Genomic DNA, 15,523 nt, shown 5'->3' with positions numbered 1-15,523 from the left:
CGCTGCTGGGCTGGCGAAGCGGCGACAAGGCTCGCCGGGCCGTGCGCCAATCTGGTTGCCCGGGTGATCGTGCGGCAGCGGTCACACGGGGCGTTTGTGGTCGATTGGCTCAGCGCTCTACCGGGACTGCCAGCGCCGGGTCGCCCATGGCGTGGGTCCTGGAGTCGAAGAAGCGCAGGTTCAACTCCACGCCTTCGAACAGCTTGGCGTAGTGGCGCTTCTGGTGCTGGACGAACGCCGGGCTGCGCGGGTAGACGGAGATGGCCAGGCTGCCGGCGCCACACTGGCGGATCGCCTGGACCAGGTGGGCATCCTGGGGGCCCAGGTTATGGCCGAAGATGCACAGGGCACCCTGGTGGTCCAGTAGCTGCTGGTAGCAGAACGACAAGTAGTCGCTGCTGCGGATGGTCTTGAGCTTGTCCGCCAGGGGGCCTTCGTTGACGAACAACGGCACGTCGTCCAGCGTCTTGAGGGTGTTGTTGATGGCGAAGTTGCCCAGCAGGGTGCCTTCGGTGGAGGTCAGCTTGCGTGCGCTGCCATCGAGGTTGCGCACCAGGTGCAGGCCGCCGTGCAGGTAGAGAATGCGGGTTCCAGGGGGCTGGGTGCCAGCCAGGTCGAAGGCCGGTTCGCTGCCCTGGAACAGGTCGTTCAGGCCCTGGGGGGCATGCTGCACGGCCCAGTAGTTGAGCAAGTCGTAGTTACTGGTGAATACCGTGGGGTATCGCCGAAATTCGCCGTTGATCGCCGCCAGGCTCTCGGGTTGTACCAGCCTCCAGGGAAGGTGCATGGCGTGCACGCTGTTGATCAGCGCTTCCTTGATCGCGTAGTAGCGGTTGCGCGGTGCCGCCGAGCTGATGGCCAGGGCCTTGTTGACTCGGCTGGTGGTCTTCAGCGCACCCAGGACCTGCTCGAAGCTGCGGGTCTGCAAGGCCTCGAACACGCTGAGCTCGGATTGGCCGAGGGGTTTTTCCACGACGCTGCGGACATTTTCGAACAGCGAGTCGTAGGCGAAGTCTTTCCACACCGCCCGGCTGGCGCCGTTGCCGATCAGCAGGCCGGTGAACCGGGTGCTTGCGCGCAGGGCATTCCAGTCTTCAAGTTGGGCATCAAATTCCTGGAAATCCTTCATTGCGGTCATCGGTCTCGGGGCTGTAGGTGGTCGGGGCGCGACTTTATCACGACCGACCCTTGCGCCAGATCAAGAACGCCAGTGACCGATCGGTCGATTCTGTCCCATAGACATTGAATCAAGACCCTGAACGGGGCCCCCGCCTGGAGATTTCCTGATGAGTAGCACCTTCTTCATCCCAGCCGTCAACATCATGGGCATCGATTGCCTCGACGAGGCCATGAGCGCCATTCGCAACTATGGTTTTCGCAAGGCGCTGATCGTGACCGATGCCGGGCTGGCCAAGGCTGGCGTGGCCGGGATGATCGCCGAGAAGCTGGCCATGCAGGACATCGACTCGGCGATCTTCGATGGCGCCAAGCCCAACCCGAGCATCGCCAACGTCGAGCAGGGCCTGGCCCAGTTGCAGCAAGCCAAGTGCGACTTCGTGATCTCCCTGGGAGGCGGTTCGCCCCATGACTGCGCCAAGGGTATCGCCCTGTGCGCCACCAACGGTGGGCATATCAGCGACTACGAGGGCGTCGACCGTTCGAGCAAGCCCCAACTGCCGCTGGTCGCCATCAATACCACCGCCGGCACCGCCAGCGAAATGACCCGCTTCTGCATCATCACCGACGAGTCGCGCCACGTGAAAATGGCCATCGTCGATCGCAACGTCACGCCGTTGTTGTCGGTCAACGACCCGGCACTGATGGTGGCGATGCCCAAGGGCCTGACCGCGGCCACCGGCATGGATGCCCTGACCCACGCCGTGGAGGCCTATGTGTCCACGGCGGCCAACCCGATCACCGATGCCTGCGCGTTGAAGGCCATCAGCATGATCAGCCACAACCTGCGCCAGGCGGTGCATGACGGCGGCGACCTGGTAGCGCGGGAAAACATGGCCTATGCCCAGTTCCTGGCGGGCATGGCCTTCAACAACGCATCCCTGGGGTTCGTGCACGCCATGGCCCACCAGTTGGGTGGCTTCTACGACTTGCCCCATGGCGTGTGCAATGCCGTGCTGCTGCCCCACGTCCAAAGCTTTAACGCGACGGTCTGCGCCGAGCGCCTGACCGACGTGGCCCATGCCCTGGGCGCGGATATCCGTGGTTTCAGTCCGGAAGAGGGGGCCCAGGCGGCGATCACCGCCATTCGTACCCTGGCCCGTGACGTGGAGATCCCCGCTGGCCTGCGGGAGCTGGGCGCCAAGCTGCAGGACATTCCGACCTTGGCCGCCAACGCACTTAAGGATGCCTGTGGCCTGACCAACCCGCGTCCGGCGGAGCAGCGCCAGATCGAGGAGATTTTCCGCAACGCGTTCTAAAAGGGCAGCGCCGAGCGAATTGGGCCCCTGCCGTTGCAGGGGTCTACCAGCGCAGCGGAGGCTGGCGGCGAGTGTGGAGGATGCGCAGTATCTGCAACCGACTTCCGCGCACTCGATAGGGGATCAGATAAGGCCACCCAGGCACGACCCATTCTCGTGTGCCGGGTAGCCGACCTTCGCGCCCGCTGGCCGGAAAACGCGCCAAATGCCCGATGCCAGTGAGCAGGGTCTCCACGAACTCCCTGGCGGCTTCAGGATTGTCCCGGGCAATGTAACGCGCCTCGTCATCCAGGTTTTTCAGGGCTGTTCGCAGCCACTCAATGTGCATTGCCGGTCCATTTACCCGTGATGGCCGCTACTTCCTCCGTGCTGGCGAAATCCCCCGCATCGGCTTCCCCGAGCGCCTTTTGGATCTCCTCGATCTGCCAGGCTTCCCGGGCGAGGTATTCACGCAACGCATCCACCGCCAGGAACGACTTGCTACGCCCTGTCGCTTTCGCCAGCAGAGCAAGGGTTTCAGCCATTTCGTCGGGCAGACGCAGGGACATGATGGACATAGCGTTCTCGTGGTAGTGATGTGTAATACAACATACTACTCCGTCATGTCGTGGTTGCGAGGCCGCCGTTCGTCAGGCCTGGAGTGGTGATCGGTCCATGCCAGGCTGGGTGATTTGCTTGGTCGATTGCATTGAAAGCTGCGGTTCCACGGAGGATAGTGCGGCCCTTGTCTGCCCTCATCACAAGGAGCCGTGAATGACCCGTCCATCGTCCCTGATCCAGATCCTGGGTGGCATCGGGTTGCTGTTGGGCAGCGCGGCGGTCGCTGCCCAGTGCCTGCCGCCGCCACGCAATGCCCAGGTGCCGGGGTTTTCCCTGTGCAAGGAGTGGCCGGCCTTCGCTGGCCAGAGCATCAGCCTGCTGGCCGAACTGACGCCGGATCCGGCGGTGGCCGATACCTCCGGCGACGGCTCCTACGATCTGCACCTGGCGGTGCTGGATCGCCAGGGCGGACAGGCGCTGGCCAGCTACCGGCAGCCGGCGGCCTTCGTCTCCGACGCCATCCACCTGGATAGCCTGAAGCTCGACACCGGGCGCTTCCAGCTGGCTCCGCAGGTGCGTGCCTTCGGCGTCAGGGCTGCATTCTCCGGCTCTTCGCGGGTCAATCCCTTCGATCAGGTGCTGCTCAGCCTCTACGTGCGCGAAGGGGCCCGGCTGCGTCCGGTGATGGAGAAGTTCGTGGCCTATTCCTACAGCGGCGAGTGGGATGGGCAATGCACCGGACAGCGGGTCGAGACTACCCGTACCCTGGATATCGCCAAGACCGGCAGCCACGGTTATGCCGACCTGATCGTGCGCTCGGTGAGCGTCACCACCCTCGGCGAAGGCCAGGGCGAGCAGTGTCAGTCCCGATCCGTCACCAGCAAGCCTGTGTTGACCACCCTGCATTACGATGGCCAGCGCTATGTGTTGCCCAATGAACTGAACGGGATTTGAAGGCGTGTCGATGAAGCGCTGTGGAGTTGGCCTGGGGCTGGCGTTATTGGGTTTGTTGGTGGTCACGGCGGCCCGGGCCGACTGTGATGACCGCGTCGATGTTCCTGGGCAGTTGCATGTTTGCAAGGCCTGGCCTGCGCAGCCTGGGATGAGTATCAGTGCCCGGGCGACCCCGATGCCCGGGCCTGAGGATGCCGACACCCGCAGCTACAGCCTGGATGTGGCCCTGGTGGATGGTGACTCCGGTTGGGCCGCGGCCAGCAACTACAAGGATTCGGCATTGTTCTGCGATGCCGTGGCCGTGCAGGACATGCAGATCGATACCGCGCGTTATCGCTTGAACCGGGCGGAGCAGGCCTTTGGCCTGCGGGTTCTTTACAGCCATGACTCCAGCGCCGCTCCTTATGAGAAGTCCGTGCTGACCCTCTACCGGCGCGAGGATAAGGAGCTCCTGCCCTTGCTGGAAGGGCTGGTGGTGGCTGAGAGCTCCGGAGAATTCGGCTGGGAAGGCCAGTGCTCGGGGCATTCCCGGACGATGCGCCGGACCTTGCAGATGGGCCCTGGCCAGCGTCATGGCTACGCCGACCTGATCGTGCGTACCCGTGAAATCAAGACCGAGCATTTCAAGGTCGGCGATGGCTGCGACAGCCGTGACCTGCCTGCTCGCAACAGTACCTTGACCTTGCACTACGACGGTGTGCGTTATCCGATTCCTGACGCCTTGAAAGGATCCTGATCCATGTTGACCGGCCTCAACCACCTGACCCTGGCGGTTACCGATGTGCCCCGCAGCCTGGCTTTCTATCATTCGCTGCTGCAACTGCGCCTGGAGGCCAGTTGGGATGGCGGCGCCTACCTGTCCCTGCCGGGCCTGTGGTTGTGCCTGTCGCTGGATGGGCAACGCCAGGCGCCTGCGGTGGCCGACTACACCCACTATGCGTTCAGCCTGGAGGCGGGTGATTTCGATTCATTCGTCTGGCGCCTGCGTGAAGCTGGGGTGCAGGAGTGGCGCGACAATCGCAGCGAGGGAGCTTCGTTCTATTTTCTCGATCCGGACGGGCATCGGCTCGAGGCCCATGTCGGCGACCTGGCGTCACGCTTGCAGGCCTGTCGCCAGAAGCCCTATGCCGGCATGCGTTTCTATCCGGCCGGCTAGAAGCGCAGCATCCTGTTCGACAGTTGAACAAGCCGCTGGTGGTCGGCCCTCGGGATCGTGCAGAATCCTGCACATTCATCCTCTGCCTGGCGCCCTTCGCGAGGTGTACTGACTTGGAGTCTTGTCGATGACCTCATCGCTGTTGCTGGCCGTTATCACCTCGGGTTTCATTTATGCGATTACCCCCGGACCCGGGGTGCTGGCGGTATTCGGCATTGGCGCGGCTCGTGGACGGCAAGCCGGGGCGGGGTTTCTCTGCGGGCATATGGTCGGTGATGTGGTCTGGTGCAGCACGGCCTTGGTGGCCATTGTCGGCGCCCGGGAAATTGGCAGCGAAGCCTTCAATATCCTGGGCTTTCTCAGTGGCCTGTATCTGTTCTGGCTCGGTCTGCGGGCCATTCGCAGCAAGGGCGGCAGCGCCGACAACCCCCAGGGTGCGGCGCGCAATCCCTTCTGGCACGGCATCCTTTTCGGCCTGACCAACCCCAAGGCCTATCCGGTGGCGGTCGCCACATTCACGGCATTGCTTTCCAGCCGGGCCGAGATGCTTAGCTGGTCGATGTTGCCCGGCCTGATCGCCCTGAGTTTCCTTGGCGGACTTGCGGCATACGCTATTCTCATCGGCATCGTCGGCGCCCGTCAGGTGCGGGGCTGGTACCAGCGCCATGAGCTGGCGATCACCCGGGTGTGTGGCGTGATGTTCATCGGGTTCGCGGTCAACGCCCTGGTACATGCGGTGCCGGGGCTGGTCGGCAACAAGTCGTAAGCGGGGCCGTTCGCAGGTTGCGGCGGTGTGCAGCCGGTGCCAGGCACCGGCTGGCCGGGTTCAAGGGATGGGTACTCAAGTGCATTCTTCATGGGTAGTAGCTTTCTCTGATGGCAACCAAGAACTCCGCGCCTCTGGCCAGTTTCATCGACCTGCTCCTGGACGCCGTGTGTGCGGTGGATGCGGACGGTCGCTTCGTGTTTGTCAGCGCCGCTTGCGAACGGGTCTTCGGCTATACCGCCGATGAGCTGGTCGGCCGGCCGATGATCGAACTGGTGCATCCGGATGACCGTGAGCGCACCTTGCAAGCCGCCCGGGAAATCATGGGTGGCGCGCCCAAGCCCAATTTCGAGAATCGCTACCTGCGCAAGGATGGCAGGGTGGCGCACATCCTCTGGTCCGCGCGGTGGTCGGAAGTCGACCAGTTGCGCATCGCCGTGGCCCGGGACATCACCGAGCGCAAGCAAGCCGAGTCCCGGCAAGCGGCGCTCTACGCGATCTCCGAAGCCGCCCATGCTTGCGAGGACCTGCTGGCGCTGTTCAAGCACGTGCACCGGATCATCGGCGAGTGGCTGCCGGCCGTGAACTGTTCCCTGGCCCTGTATGACGAGCGTTCCGAAAACCTGGGTTTTCCCTATCACGTGGATGACTGCGAAGGTTGTGCGGAGCTGCCGGGGACCCTGATCGGGCGCTTTTGCGGCGAGGTCCTGCAACGCGGCCAGCCGTTGCTGTTGACGCCCGAAAACCCATCTACGCGGGAGCTATGGGAGCAGTTCGCCGCTCTGCAGGGGCCCCGTTGCTGGCTTGGGGTACCGCTCAATGCGCAGAAGGGCACCATCGGCGTGCTGGTGGTCAAGAGCGCGCCGGGCTCCCCGGGCTACGGCGAGCAGGACCAGGAATTGCTGCAGTACGTCAGCGCCCAGTTGGCCGCGGTCATCGAACGCAAGCAACTGCATGCTCGCCTGCACTACATGGCGGAGTACGACCAGCTGACCCACTTGCCCAACCGCGAGTTGCTGCGTGAGCGCCTGCGCCAGGCCCTGGCTCGCGCTCGGCGGGAGTCGGGGCGCATGGCGCTCTTGTATGTCGACCTGGACAGGTTCAAGGAGGTCAACGATACCTGCGGCCATGCGGTGGGCGACATGCTCTTGCAGGCGGTGGCCAACCGGCTCAAGGGCTGTGTGCGGGAGGTCGACACCGTGGCGCGGATCGGTGGCGACGAGTTCGTGATCCTCCTGGAGAACGTGCAACATGACGACGATGCCCAGCGGGTGGCAGACAAGATGCGCCGGGAGCTGGGCGAACCGCTGCGCCTGGATGGCCATTCATTGAGCATTCTGCCGAGCATCGGCATTGGCCTGTATCCCGAACACGGCCTGGAAGAGCAGCAATTGTTCAAGCATGCCGACGAGGCCATGTACGCGGCCAAGCGAGCCCACAAGAGCCGTTCCAACGTCTGAGCGCGGGACCGGGGGGGCTGCGCGCACCGTTCGTCGTTCCGGCTAAACCTTCGCCGGCTTGGGTTTTCCGATGCAGACGGGAGTCGCCACTCCCGATGATTCACTGCAACAGGAGAGCCGTACCATGAACACCATCGCCACTGGCATGCGCAGCGCCGGCCTGGCGCTGTTTCTGGGCCTGTGGGCCAGCTCAGCCCTGGCCCAGTCTCCCGCCGCCTTCATCGACGACGCCTCGGCCAAGGGCATGGCCGATATCGAGGCCAGCCGCCAGGCGCACCAGCAAACCTCTTCCAGGGCCGTCAAGGAATACACCATCCAGGTCATCAATGACCGCACCACGGCCAACCAGCACCTGGCCAAGATTGCCAAGCGACTGGACTTGCCGGTGACTCCGCGTGAGCAGGTGATGAGCAAGGCCAAGGCCCTGGTCCCGGTCGTCGCCGAGGGCGAGGACTTCGACCGTGCCTATGCCGCGAACCAGATCCGCAGTACCGAGGAAGCGATCCGCCAGATCCGCCAGCAGGCCCAGGACAGCCAACTGCCGGAACTCAAGGCCTTTGCCGAGGAAACCCTGCCCAAGCTGGAGAACCACTTACAGTTGGCCAAGGCCCTGCAGGCCGGTCGCCTTCCCGACTATCAGGAAGGATGAGGGCAGCGCGCCCGTCCGGCATAGGGTGGGCGCTGCGTCCTGTTGTGGTTACACGTCGGAACATTCCTTCGCAGAATAAAACAGGATTGTGCTGGAGCCTCGTGGGCTGCGGGCTTAACGTGGCCGGGATGTGGCGCCGCCCGGCGTCACGAGGTTCAAGGAGACAGCGCATGACGCATGCAGGGGCTTCGGTCATCGACCTGTACCACCAGGCGGAAGACTATTTCTTCGTATCCATTTCCCAGTTCTATCGGCGTTTCGGTCCGGACCTGGGTGCCTATTGCACCGGCGTCGAGGCCAGCAGCCTGAACCTGCTGATCATGCGCGGCCTGGGCGTCGATAGTGCCGCGCAGTTGGCCGAAGGCGTGGCCTTCTTGCAGCGTACCGACATGCCGTTCTGCGTGGTGGTGCCCGAAGAGCATGTGTCCCGCGTCAGCGAGCAATTGCGCGAGCAGCGCCTGCAGCCGGCGGACCGCACCACCTGCATGGTCCTGGACCTGGCTGCCTATGCAGCGCCACCGGCCATGCAAGGGCTGGCGGATGTGCGCGGCACCGATGACTGCCTGGAGGATTGGGGCGTGCCGGTGCAAAGCGCATTCGCCTCCAGTGGTGGCGGGATCGAGCAGTACCTGGCCCGGCATCGGGCGGCGGCAGAGGCTGGCCGGAACCTGCGCCACTTCGTGCTGTACGTCGACCAGCGCCCGGTGAGTGCCCTGACCTTGTCGATGGGACCGGGCGTGGCTCGGCTGGACGATATCGGCACCCTGCAAGAGTGCCAAGGGCGGGGCTATGCCACCGCGCTGATCCACTCGGTACTGCCTATCGCCAAGCGGGAAGGGGCCGGGATCTGCGTATTGGAAGCGTCCCTCGACGGCCTGTCGATCTATCGCAAGGTGGGGTTCCGGCGCCTGTTCGACTACCGCACCTTCTGCGAGGAATGAAATCCTGCCAGCCGCCGGCGGGCAGGGCCTGGAGAGTGGCCGTCAGCGTCCGGCATTGAGTCGGAACTGGCGCGGGCTCAGGCCGGTCAGCGCCTTGAACTGCCGGCTGAAGGCGCTGTGGTCGGTATAGCCGCATTGCAGCGCCACTTCGGTGATGGGTTCTTCGGTGACCAGCAGGCGCGAGGCGTGCTCCAGGCGGGCCTTGTGGATCATCTGGCGTGGCGTGAGGTGGAAGATGCGCTTGCAGTAGCGCTCCAGCTGGGCGATGGACAAGTTGGCGATGCGGGTCAGGTCTTCGAGGCGGATGGCTTCGCTGTAGTGTTCGCGGATATGCCGGTCCACCGCCGCCAGGCGTTCATAGGCCGGGTGGGTGTCGCGGGCGGCCTGCAGGTCCAGGGAGATGCCGGCCATGCCGATGATCTGCCCATCACGCCCGTGCAGCGGCAGCTTATGGGTCAGGCACCAGCCGGGTTCGCGGCTGCCGTACAGGTGCAGTTCCAGCTGGCCCTTGATGGTGATGCCCTGGCGCAGAACCCGTTGGTCCTGTTCGGTGTAGACCGGCCCGAGCATCTCGGGGAAGACCTCGGCGGAGGTCTTGCCCAACAGTGGCCGGATGTTCTTGAAGCCACAACGCTGGGCCAGGGTCAGGTTGGCGCTCAGGTAGCGCGCGTGCAGGTCCTTGATGAAGAACACCACGTTGGGCACGCAGTCGAGCAGGGGCGTGATCAGTTCCATGCTGGCCAGCAGGCCGTCGATATCCCGGGGGCGCTGGGCGGCAATGGCCTGGGGCAGTTGGTTGAGCTGTGCGCTATCGATCATCGTCGTTCTCTCTCCGGGGCTCGGTGGAGCCTTGATCGAGCCAGGGAGCATGCCAGTGCGGGCCTGGCCCAGCCGGGAAGGTGGCCCGGCCGGCGGTCCTCAGGTACCGGAATGCTGTTGTTCAGCGTCCTGCATCAGGGTGGCGATCCGTGCCGGCACCAAGGGTGCCCGTGGTGGTGTGGCGCTCCAGCCAAACAGCTGCTGGGCGGCGTTGGCGCAGACCCGGCCTTGGCAGGCTCCCATGCCGCAGCGGCTTTGCAGCTTGGCGGTGGTCCAGTCAGGGGCCGCGGCCACCGCGGCGTAGGGGACATCCTCGCAGCAGCACAGCAGGGTATCAGGCCGGGCCAGCTCCAGGACCTGCGTGCGCAAGGCGAAGTGTTTCCGCAGTTGACCGGCAAAGCGCTGCCAGCGCTGCCTCTGGCGTGCCAGGCTGGCGACCCGATCGGTCTGTCCGGTGGCCATGCAGCCGGCGATCTCGCCTTCGACCAGGGCCAGTTCGCTGCCACCGATGCCGGTGCATTCGCCGGCAGCGTAGACGTGGGGCAGGCTGCTGCGCTGTTCGGCATCGACGGCGATCGCGCCTTGTTCCAGGCGACAGCCCAGGTGGCTGGCCAGGCGAGTGTTGGGTACCAGGCCGAAACCGCAGGCCAGGTAGTCGCAGGCGATCTCCTCGACGCGTCGGCCCACGCGGATGCGCACGGCTTCCAGGTGTTGGTCTCCGAGCGCTTCCACCACGTGGGCGTTGCCTCGATAGGCCGGGGTCGCCAGGCGCAAGGCCTGGGCCAGCTTGTTGGGCCAGCGCCACAGCTGGCTGCTGAAGCCCAGGAGGGCGCCTGTCGAAGCCTGTTCCAGTACCCGGGTCACTCGGGCCCCGGCCTGGCGAGCGGTGGCGGCACTGGCCAGCAGCAACGGTCCGCTGCCGGCGATCACTACTGAGCGCCCGGCCAGTTGCAGGCCATTCTTCAGGAGCGCCTGCAGGCCTCCGGCACCGGTGACGCCGGGCAGGGTCCAGCCGGGAAACGGCAGCAGCAGTTCCTGGGCCCCGCAGCACAGGATCAACTGTTCGTACTCCACCTGCCAGGCTTGCCGGGCATCTTCCAGCAGTAGGCGGCGCGGGCCCAGGGCACCGACGATGCGGGTGGCGCCCAGGTAGCGCACTGTCGGATGTTGCAAGGCCTCGAAGCGCTCGGCCTGGGCGGCGCTCGGTGGATGGTCCGGGCCGTTGCGCCAGATCTGGCCGCCAGGGCGCGGGTTGTCGTCCACCACCAGGATCGAACGGGCGTTGCGGCTTGCGGCCCTGGCCGCCGCGAGGCCTGCCGGGCCGCTGCCGACGATCAGTACTTGGCATTGCAGGCGTGGGGCGGTCATTGGCTGCGCTCCACCTGCATGCCGTCGCGGCACAAGGTTTGGCAGGCCAGTTGGCGGTGGCCATCGATGGTCATCCGGCATTCGTGGCAGATACCCATGCCGCAGAAGGGGGCCCGAGGCCGGCCAGTGCAGGACGTACGGGTGCGCAGGTCGCCGCTGGCGGCCAGCGCGGCGGCGACGCTGATGCCTGGGCGCACCTGCAATGGCTGCTGGTCCAGGTAGATGATCATGGGGTCTCTCCAGTCAGGGCGGCGAAACGCCCGGGCAGATAGGGGCGTGGATCGATCGCCGGGCGTTCGCCAAGCAGCAGGTCCGCCAACAGTCGGGCACTGCCAGGGGCGATGGTCACTCCCAGGCCTTCATGTCCGACCGCCAGCCACAAGCCGGGTTGGCGTGGGTGCTCGCCGAGGATCGGCAGGCCATCGGGAGTGGCGGCACGAAAGCCGGTCCAGGCGCGGATGCCGTTGAGCTGCGCCAGGTCCGGCAGGTAGTCCACGGCACGACGCAGCATCGTCGCCAATACCTGCGGGTCGGCCTCTGGATCGAGGATGTCGAACTGGCGGGACGAGCCGATCAGCAACTGGCCGGTGGGACGCGGCTGGACGTTGAACGCCACCGAGGCGCCGTCGCTGGCATGGGCGCTGGCGGCATATCCCAGTTCCACCAGCTGATGGCCGACCTGGCGTGGATAGCGGTCGGTGATCAGCAGGTGGCCCTTCTTCGCCCGCAAGGGCAGTGGCGGTAGCAGGCTGCGGGCGCCCAGGCCGTTGGCCAGCAACACCCTGGGAGCACGCAGCAGGCGGCCGTCGTCGAGCTCCAGTTGGTCCCCGGCAAGACTCCGTACATGGGTACGCAGGTGCTTGATTCGCGGATGGCTGTCCAGCAACCACTGGGCGGTGGCGGGAGCGTAGAGGATGCCGTCGCCGGGGACTTTCAGCGCACCGCCCAGCCCCTTGCGCAGCATGGGTTCCAGCGCCGCCAGTTGCTGGCCGTCGAGCATCTGCGTGGCCACCCCATGCTCGGCCAGGATGCCTTGCTTGGCCCGTGCCAGGTCCATCTCGCCGGCATCGGCGGCCAGCCACAGGGTGCCGCAGCCACGATAGGCACAGGCCTCGGGCAGGCGTTCGCGCAAGCGTCGCCAGAGCTCCAGGGAGTAGTGACTCAGGGCCAGTTCCGCCGGGTTATCATCCATGACCACCAGGTGGCCCATGCCCGCACCGGTGGCGCCGCCTGCGGCATCGTCCAGCACCAGGACCTGCAGGTCACGCCGGGCCAGTTCGTGGGCGCAGGCGGCGCCGATGATCCCGGCGCCAACCACTATCACATCGGCGGTGGGCGCCTGGCTCACGAACCGATGCCCCAGGCGAACGGATCGCTGTCGTCCAGCAGCAGGGTGGCTTCGGCGCTGATGTGGGCGCTGCCCCGCAGGATCGGGATGATCTGTTCGCCGGCGGTTTCGTAGTAGGCGCTGAACTGGCTGCCGATGACGCTGGCCTGGCGCCAGATCTGGCCCGGGGCGAGCTTGCCGTCCGCCGCCAGGCACGCTAGCTTGGCGCTGGTGCCGGTGCCGCAGGGCGAACGATCGTAGGCCTTGCCGGGGCACAGCACGAAGTTGCGACTGTCGGCCTGGGAATCGTCGGCGAACAGTTCGATATGGTCGATGACTCCGCCCTGGGCCCCGGTGATGCCGTTGGCCTCAAGAGCCTGGCGCACGTTCCAGGTGTATTGGGTCAGGGCCTCGACGTTGTCCAGGGCGATGCGCTGGCCATGCTCGCTGATCAGGAAGAACCAGTTGCCGCCCCAGGCGATATCGCCGTGCACCAGGCCCACGCCGGGGACTTGCACGGCCACCTGGTGGCGGTAGCGGTAGGCGGGCACGTTGCGCACGCTCACCGAGAGGTCGTCGTGCAAGGTGGCCTCCACCGTGCCCACCGGAGTCTCGATACGGTGCACGCCGCAGTCGATCCGTCCCAGGTGGTAGAGCGAGCGCACCAGGCCGATGGTGCCGTGGCCGCACATGCCCAGGTAGCCGCTGTTGTTGAAGAAGATCACACCGGCACAGGCGTCGGGCGCCTGCGGCTCGCAGAGCAGGGCCCCGACCAGCACATCGCTACCCCGGGGCTCGAGGACGCAGGCGCGGCGCCATGGGTCGTGCTGATCGCGCAGGATCTGCAGGCGTTCGGCCATGGAACCTTGGCCAAGCCCTGGGAAACCATCGATGACCAGGCGAGTGGGCTCGCCGCCGGTGTGGGAGTCGATCACGGAAATTCTGTTCATGGCAGCACCTGATGAAAAAGAGCTACAGAGTGGGCCAGGGGAGGGCTGCGCCGCTTGTGGGTTTTCGCTGCTTGCGATGACGAAATCAGCATAGTTACGAGTGCCGGGAGAGAGCCCTGGAGGTACTCGGCCCTGGCGGCTGGCAGCAGGAAAAATGGCGCAGCGCTGCATCTGATGGTGCTGGAGAGGAATGGAAAAGTGTGCCGATTTCGTCTATTTCGCGGAGGAAAACCCTCAAGCTGCCACGAGGATAAAAAGCGACTCTGGTTTTTGTTTCCAGCCCTGATCGGCTGGGACGATTTCATATAAGGAAAAGACCATGAGCCGTACAGCCTTCAGTCACAGCGGTGCCTTGCCCACCGCACCTACTGTGTTCGAAGCCCGTTCATTCCTTGATCCGCAGGCCCCTGGCGAGCTGTCGCCAGGCCTGCCGGATCCCTCGGTTGCAACCCTCCCAGGCACCGGCTGCTGAAGGCTGCCGGCCCCGCGACTCAAGGACCACGACACGCGATGAACGCCGATGGCTCCCTCGGCGTGACATCCGATCTGCCTATTCCAATAACCCATAAAGGCGCGCCTCCATGTCAGGCAAAGGTAAATTCAAGAAACAACTCTCTCTGGTGGACCTGACCTTCATCGGTCTGGGTGCGATCTTCGGTTCCGGCTGGTTGTTCGCTGCCAGCCACGTCTCGGCGATCGCCGGGCCGGCGGGGATCTTCTCCTGGCTGCTGGGCGGTTTCGCCGTACTGCTGCTGGGTATCGTCTATTGCGAGCTGGGGGCGGCCCTGCCCCGTGCCGGCGGCGTGGTGCGCTACCCGGTGTTCTCCCATGGCCCGTTGCTGGGCTACCTGATGGGCTTCATCACCCTGATCGCCTTCTCCAGCCTGGTGGCGATCGAAGTGGTGGCGGCCCGGCAATATGCTGCGGCCTGGTTCCCCAGCCTGACCCATGAAGGCAGCAGCAATCCGACGCTCATCGGCTGGTTGGTGCAGTTCGCGCTGCTGTGCCTGTTCTTCTGGCTCAACTACAACAGCGTCAAGACCTTCGCCAAATCCAACAACTTCATCAGCCTGTTCAAGTTCATCGTGCCGTTGCTGGTGATCGGGGTGTTGTTCACCTTCTTCAAGCCCGACAACTTCCACGTCCAGGGCTTTGCCCCGTTCGGCATGTCGGGGATCGAGATGGCGGTTTCGGCCGGTGGCATCATCTTCGCCTACCTGGGCCTGACGCCGATCATCTCGGTGGCCAGTGAAGTGCGCAATCCGCAGCGCACCATTCCCATTGCCCTGATCCTTTCTGTGCTGCTCTCGACCTTGATCTACGGCCTGTTGCAACTGGCCTTCCTGGGCAGCATTCCCACCGAAATGCTGGCCAACGGCTGGAGCGGCATCAGCAAGGAGTTTTCCCTGCCATACCGCGATATCGCCCTGACCCTCGGAGTGGGCTGGCTGGCCTACCTGGTGGTGGCCGATGCGGTGATCTCCCCCAGTGGCTGCGGCAACATCTACATGAACGCCACGCCGCGAGTGGTCTATGGCTGGGCTCGCACCGGCACCTTCTTCAAGATCTTCACCCGCATCGACGAACAATCCGGCATCCCGCGCCCGGCGCTGTGGCTGACCTTCGGCCTGTCGGTGTTCTGGACCCTGCCGTTCCCGTCCTGGGAGGCCTTGATCAACGTGGTGTCCGCGGCGCTGGTACTGAGCTACGCGGTGGCGCCCATCACCGTCGCCGCCTTGCGCAAGAGCGCTCCGGAGCTGGCACGGCCCTTCCGGGTCAAGGGTTTTGCGTTGCTGGGGCCGGTGTCCTTCGTGATCGCCGCGCTGATCGTCTACTGGTCAGGCTGGGGGACGGTGTCCTGGCTGCTGGGGCTGCAGATCCTGATGTTCGTGATCTACCTGCTGTGCAAGCGCCTGGTGCCCACCGACCACCTGAGCCTGGGCGAACAGGTACGTTCTTCCCTGTGGCTGATCGCTTTCTACGCGTTGACCATCGGCATTTCCTACCTGGGCAGCTTTGGCGGGATCGGCGTCCTGGCCCATCCGTTCGACACTCTGACGGTCACGCTCATGGCCCTGTGCATCTACTACTGGGGAGCCAACACCGGAGTGCCCAGCGCCAAGCTGGCATTGGATGGCGATGAGTCGGAGTGACAGGC

At 64.9% G+C, this 15,523-nt stretch carries 18 protein-coding genes; 10 read left to right on the top strand and 8 right to left on the bottom strand.

What is annotated here, in order from left to right; genetic code table 11:
* Positions 1-109 precede the first annotated feature (109 nt).
* Positions 110-1,129, bottom strand: a complete 1,020-nt coding sequence (locus AC3WK8_RS18235; RefSeq protein ID WP_103325442.1) for a DUF4917 family protein — start codon at positions 1,127-1,129, stop codon at positions 110-112.
* A 157-nt stretch (positions 1,130-1,286) separates the two neighbouring features.
* On the opposite strand from AC3WK8_RS18235, the gene yiaY reads away from it, so the two are divergent.
* The gene (gene yiaY, locus AC3WK8_RS18230) at positions 1,287-2,435 is read left to right on the top strand and encodes an L-threonine dehydrogenase (RefSeq protein WP_085596077.1); all 1,149 of its coding nucleotides are present in this window, start codon (positions 1,287-1,289) and stop codon (positions 2,433-2,435) included.
* 43 nt (positions 2,436-2,478) lie between these two features.
* On the opposite strand, the gene AC3WK8_RS18225 is transcribed toward yiaY, so the two are convergent.
* Together AC3WK8_RS18225 and AC3WK8_RS18220 are read right to left on the bottom strand one after the other, a co-directional pair.
* The gene (locus tag AC3WK8_RS18225) at positions 2,479-2,763 is read right to left on the bottom strand and encodes a type II toxin-antitoxin system RelE/ParE family toxin (protein WP_103325443.1); all 285 of its coding nucleotides are present in this window, start codon (positions 2,761-2,763) and stop codon (positions 2,479-2,481) included.
* Positions 2,753-2,992: a CopG family ribbon-helix-helix protein gene (locus AC3WK8_RS18220; protein ID WP_085596075.1), complete on the bottom strand. Its 240-nt coding sequence runs from the start codon at positions 2,990-2,992 to the stop codon at positions 2,753-2,755. Before AC3WK8_RS18220 ends, AC3WK8_RS18225 begins: the two co-directional genes overlap by 11 nt.
* A gap of 196 nt (positions 2,993-3,188) precedes the next feature.
* Between AC3WK8_RS18220 and AC3WK8_RS18215 the strand changes: the two genes are divergently transcribed.
* From AC3WK8_RS18215 to AC3WK8_RS18185, 7 genes are all read left to right on the top strand, one after another.
* The gene (locus AC3WK8_RS18215) at positions 3,189-3,929 is read left to right on the top strand and encodes a PA3715 family protein (RefSeq protein WP_103325444.1); all 741 of its coding nucleotides are present in this window, start codon (positions 3,189-3,191) and stop codon (positions 3,927-3,929) included.
* A gap of 10 nt (positions 3,930-3,939) precedes the next feature.
* A complete protein-coding gene (locus tag AC3WK8_RS18210) occupies positions 3,940-4,665 on the top strand; it encodes a PA3715 family protein (protein ID WP_103325445.1) in 726 nt (241 codons plus the stop codon).
* A gap of 3 nt (positions 4,666-4,668) precedes the next feature.
* Positions 4,669-5,085 carry a fosfomycin resistance glutathione transferase gene (gene fos / locus AC3WK8_RS18205; protein ID WP_103325446.1) on the top strand — a complete coding sequence of 139 codons (417 nt, stop codon included), beginning with the start codon at positions 4,669-4,671 and terminating at the stop codon, positions 5,083-5,085.
* A gap of 127 nt (positions 5,086-5,212) precedes the next feature.
* The gene (locus AC3WK8_RS18200; protein WP_085596071.1) at positions 5,213-5,851 is read left to right on the top strand and encodes a LysE family translocator; all 639 of its coding nucleotides are present in this window, start codon (positions 5,213-5,215) and stop codon (positions 5,849-5,851) included.
* 110 nt (positions 5,852-5,961) lie between these two features.
* On the top strand, positions 5,962-7,311 hold the full coding sequence (locus tag AC3WK8_RS18195; protein ID WP_103325447.1) for a sensor domain-containing protein: 1,350 nt from the start codon (positions 5,962-5,964) through the stop codon (positions 7,309-7,311).
* Positions 7,312-7,435: 124 nt separating this feature from the next.
* Positions 7,436-7,960: a DUF4142 domain-containing protein gene (locus tag AC3WK8_RS18190; protein WP_103325448.1), complete on the top strand. Its 525-nt coding sequence runs from the start codon at positions 7,436-7,438 to the stop codon at positions 7,958-7,960.
* A 170-nt stretch (positions 7,961-8,130) separates the two neighbouring features.
* On the top strand, positions 8,131-8,901 hold the full coding sequence (locus AC3WK8_RS18185; protein ID WP_103325449.1) for a GNAT family N-acetyltransferase: 771 nt from the start codon (positions 8,131-8,133) through the stop codon (positions 8,899-8,901).
* A 42-nt stretch (positions 8,902-8,943) separates the two neighbouring features.
* Here AC3WK8_RS18185 and AC3WK8_RS18180 read toward each other — a convergent pair whose 3' ends face one another.
* From AC3WK8_RS18180 to AC3WK8_RS18160, 5 genes are all read right to left on the bottom strand, one after another.
* Positions 8,944-9,720: an AraC family transcriptional regulator gene (locus tag AC3WK8_RS18180; RefSeq protein ID WP_085596067.1), complete on the bottom strand. Its 777-nt coding sequence runs from the start codon at positions 9,718-9,720 to the stop codon at positions 8,944-8,946.
* 99 nt (positions 9,721-9,819) lie between these two features.
* Positions 9,820-11,088: an NAD(P)/FAD-dependent oxidoreductase gene (locus tag AC3WK8_RS18175; protein ID WP_103325450.1), complete on the bottom strand. Its 1,269-nt coding sequence runs from the start codon at positions 11,086-11,088 to the stop codon at positions 9,820-9,822.
* Positions 11,085-11,318, bottom strand: coding sequence for a (2Fe-2S)-binding protein (locus AC3WK8_RS18170; RefSeq protein WP_022642833.1), 234 nt, complete (start codon positions 11,316-11,318; stop codon positions 11,085-11,087). The genes AC3WK8_RS18175 and AC3WK8_RS18170 overlap by 4 nt, the downstream gene beginning before the upstream one ends.
* Positions 11,315-12,436, bottom strand: coding sequence for an NAD(P)/FAD-dependent oxidoreductase (locus tag AC3WK8_RS18165; protein WP_103325451.1), 1,122 nt, complete (start codon positions 12,434-12,436; stop codon positions 11,315-11,317). The genes AC3WK8_RS18170 and AC3WK8_RS18165 overlap by 4 nt, the downstream gene beginning before the upstream one ends.
* Positions 12,433-13,365, bottom strand: a complete 933-nt coding sequence (locus tag AC3WK8_RS18160) for a 4-hydroxyproline epimerase (protein ID WP_103325452.1) — start codon at positions 13,363-13,365, stop codon at positions 12,433-12,435. The genes AC3WK8_RS18165 and AC3WK8_RS18160 overlap by 4 nt, the downstream gene beginning before the upstream one ends.
* Before the next feature lie 319 nt (positions 13,366-13,684).
* Here AC3WK8_RS18160 and AC3WK8_RS18155 point away from each other — a divergent pair, with 319 nt between their 5' ends.
* Both AC3WK8_RS18155 and AC3WK8_RS18150 read left to right on the top strand, forming a co-directional pair.
* Positions 13,685-13,837 carry a hypothetical protein gene (locus AC3WK8_RS18155; RefSeq protein ID WP_157064368.1) on the top strand — a complete coding sequence of 51 codons (153 nt, stop codon included), beginning with the start codon at positions 13,685-13,687 and terminating at the stop codon, positions 13,835-13,837.
* Positions 13,838-13,946: 109 nt separating this feature from the next.
* Positions 13,947-15,518: an APC family permease gene (locus tag AC3WK8_RS18150; protein ID WP_022642836.1), complete on the top strand. Its 1,572-nt coding sequence runs from the start codon at positions 13,947-13,949 to the stop codon at positions 15,516-15,518.
* Positions 15,519-15,523 lie beyond the last annotated feature (5 nt).

The sequence above is a fragment of the Pseudomonas sp. FW507-12TSA genome (assembly GCF_058781435.1).
Note: the sequence above shows the minus strand (reverse complement) of the source record. Positions and strands in the feature narration are given on the sequence as shown.

Coding starts and splice junctions, on each gene's coding strand:
- AC3WK8_RS18235 (WP_103325442.1), bottom strand. CDS start 1,129: ATGAAGGATTTCCAGGAATTTGATGCCCAACTTGAAGACTGGAATGCC.
- AC3WK8_RS18225 (WP_103325443.1), bottom strand. CDS start 2,763: ATGCACATTGAGTGGCTGCGAACAGCCCTGAAAAACCTGGATGACGAG.
- AC3WK8_RS18185 (WP_103325449.1), top strand. CDS start 8,131: ATGACGCATGCAGGGGCTTCGGTCATCGACCTGTACCACCAGGCGGAA.
- AC3WK8_RS18220 (WP_085596075.1), bottom strand. CDS start 2,992: ATGTCCATCATGTCCCTGCGTCTGCCCGACGAAATGGCTGAAACCCTT.
- AC3WK8_RS18210 (WP_103325445.1), top strand. CDS start 3,940: ATGAAGCGCTGTGGAGTTGGCCTGGGGCTGGCGTTATTGGGTTTGTTG.
- AC3WK8_RS18170 (WP_022642833.1), bottom strand. CDS start 11,318: ATGATCATCTACCTGGACCAGCAGCCATTGCAGGTGCGCCCAGGCATC.
- AC3WK8_RS18160 (WP_103325452.1), bottom strand. CDS start 13,365: ATGAACAGAATTTCCGTGATCGACTCCCACACCGGCGGCGAGCCCACT.
- AC3WK8_RS18215 (WP_103325444.1), top strand. CDS start 3,189: ATGACCCGTCCATCGTCCCTGATCCAGATCCTGGGTGGCATCGGGTTG.
- fos (WP_103325446.1), top strand. CDS start 4,669: ATGTTGACCGGCCTCAACCACCTGACCCTGGCGGTTACCGATGTGCCC.
- AC3WK8_RS18155 (WP_157064368.1), top strand. CDS start 13,685: ATGAGCCGTACAGCCTTCAGTCACAGCGGTGCCTTGCCCACCGCACCT.
- AC3WK8_RS18180 (WP_085596067.1), bottom strand. CDS start 9,720: ATGATCGATAGCGCACAGCTCAACCAACTGCCCCAGGCCATTGCCGCC.
- AC3WK8_RS18200 (WP_085596071.1), top strand. CDS start 5,213: ATGACCTCATCGCTGTTGCTGGCCGTTATCACCTCGGGTTTCATTTAT.
- yiaY (WP_085596077.1), top strand. CDS start 1,287: ATGAGTAGCACCTTCTTCATCCCAGCCGTCAACATCATGGGCATCGAT.
- AC3WK8_RS18195 (WP_103325447.1), top strand. CDS start 5,962: ATGGCAACCAAGAACTCCGCGCCTCTGGCCAGTTTCATCGACCTGCTC.
- AC3WK8_RS18175 (WP_103325450.1), bottom strand. CDS start 11,088: ATGACCGCCCCACGCCTGCAATGCCAAGTACTGATCGTCGGCAGCGGC.
- AC3WK8_RS18190 (WP_103325448.1), top strand. CDS start 7,436: ATGAACACCATCGCCACTGGCATGCGCAGCGCCGGCCTGGCGCTGTTT.
- AC3WK8_RS18150 (WP_022642836.1), top strand. CDS start 13,947: ATGTCAGGCAAAGGTAAATTCAAGAAACAACTCTCTCTGGTGGACCTG.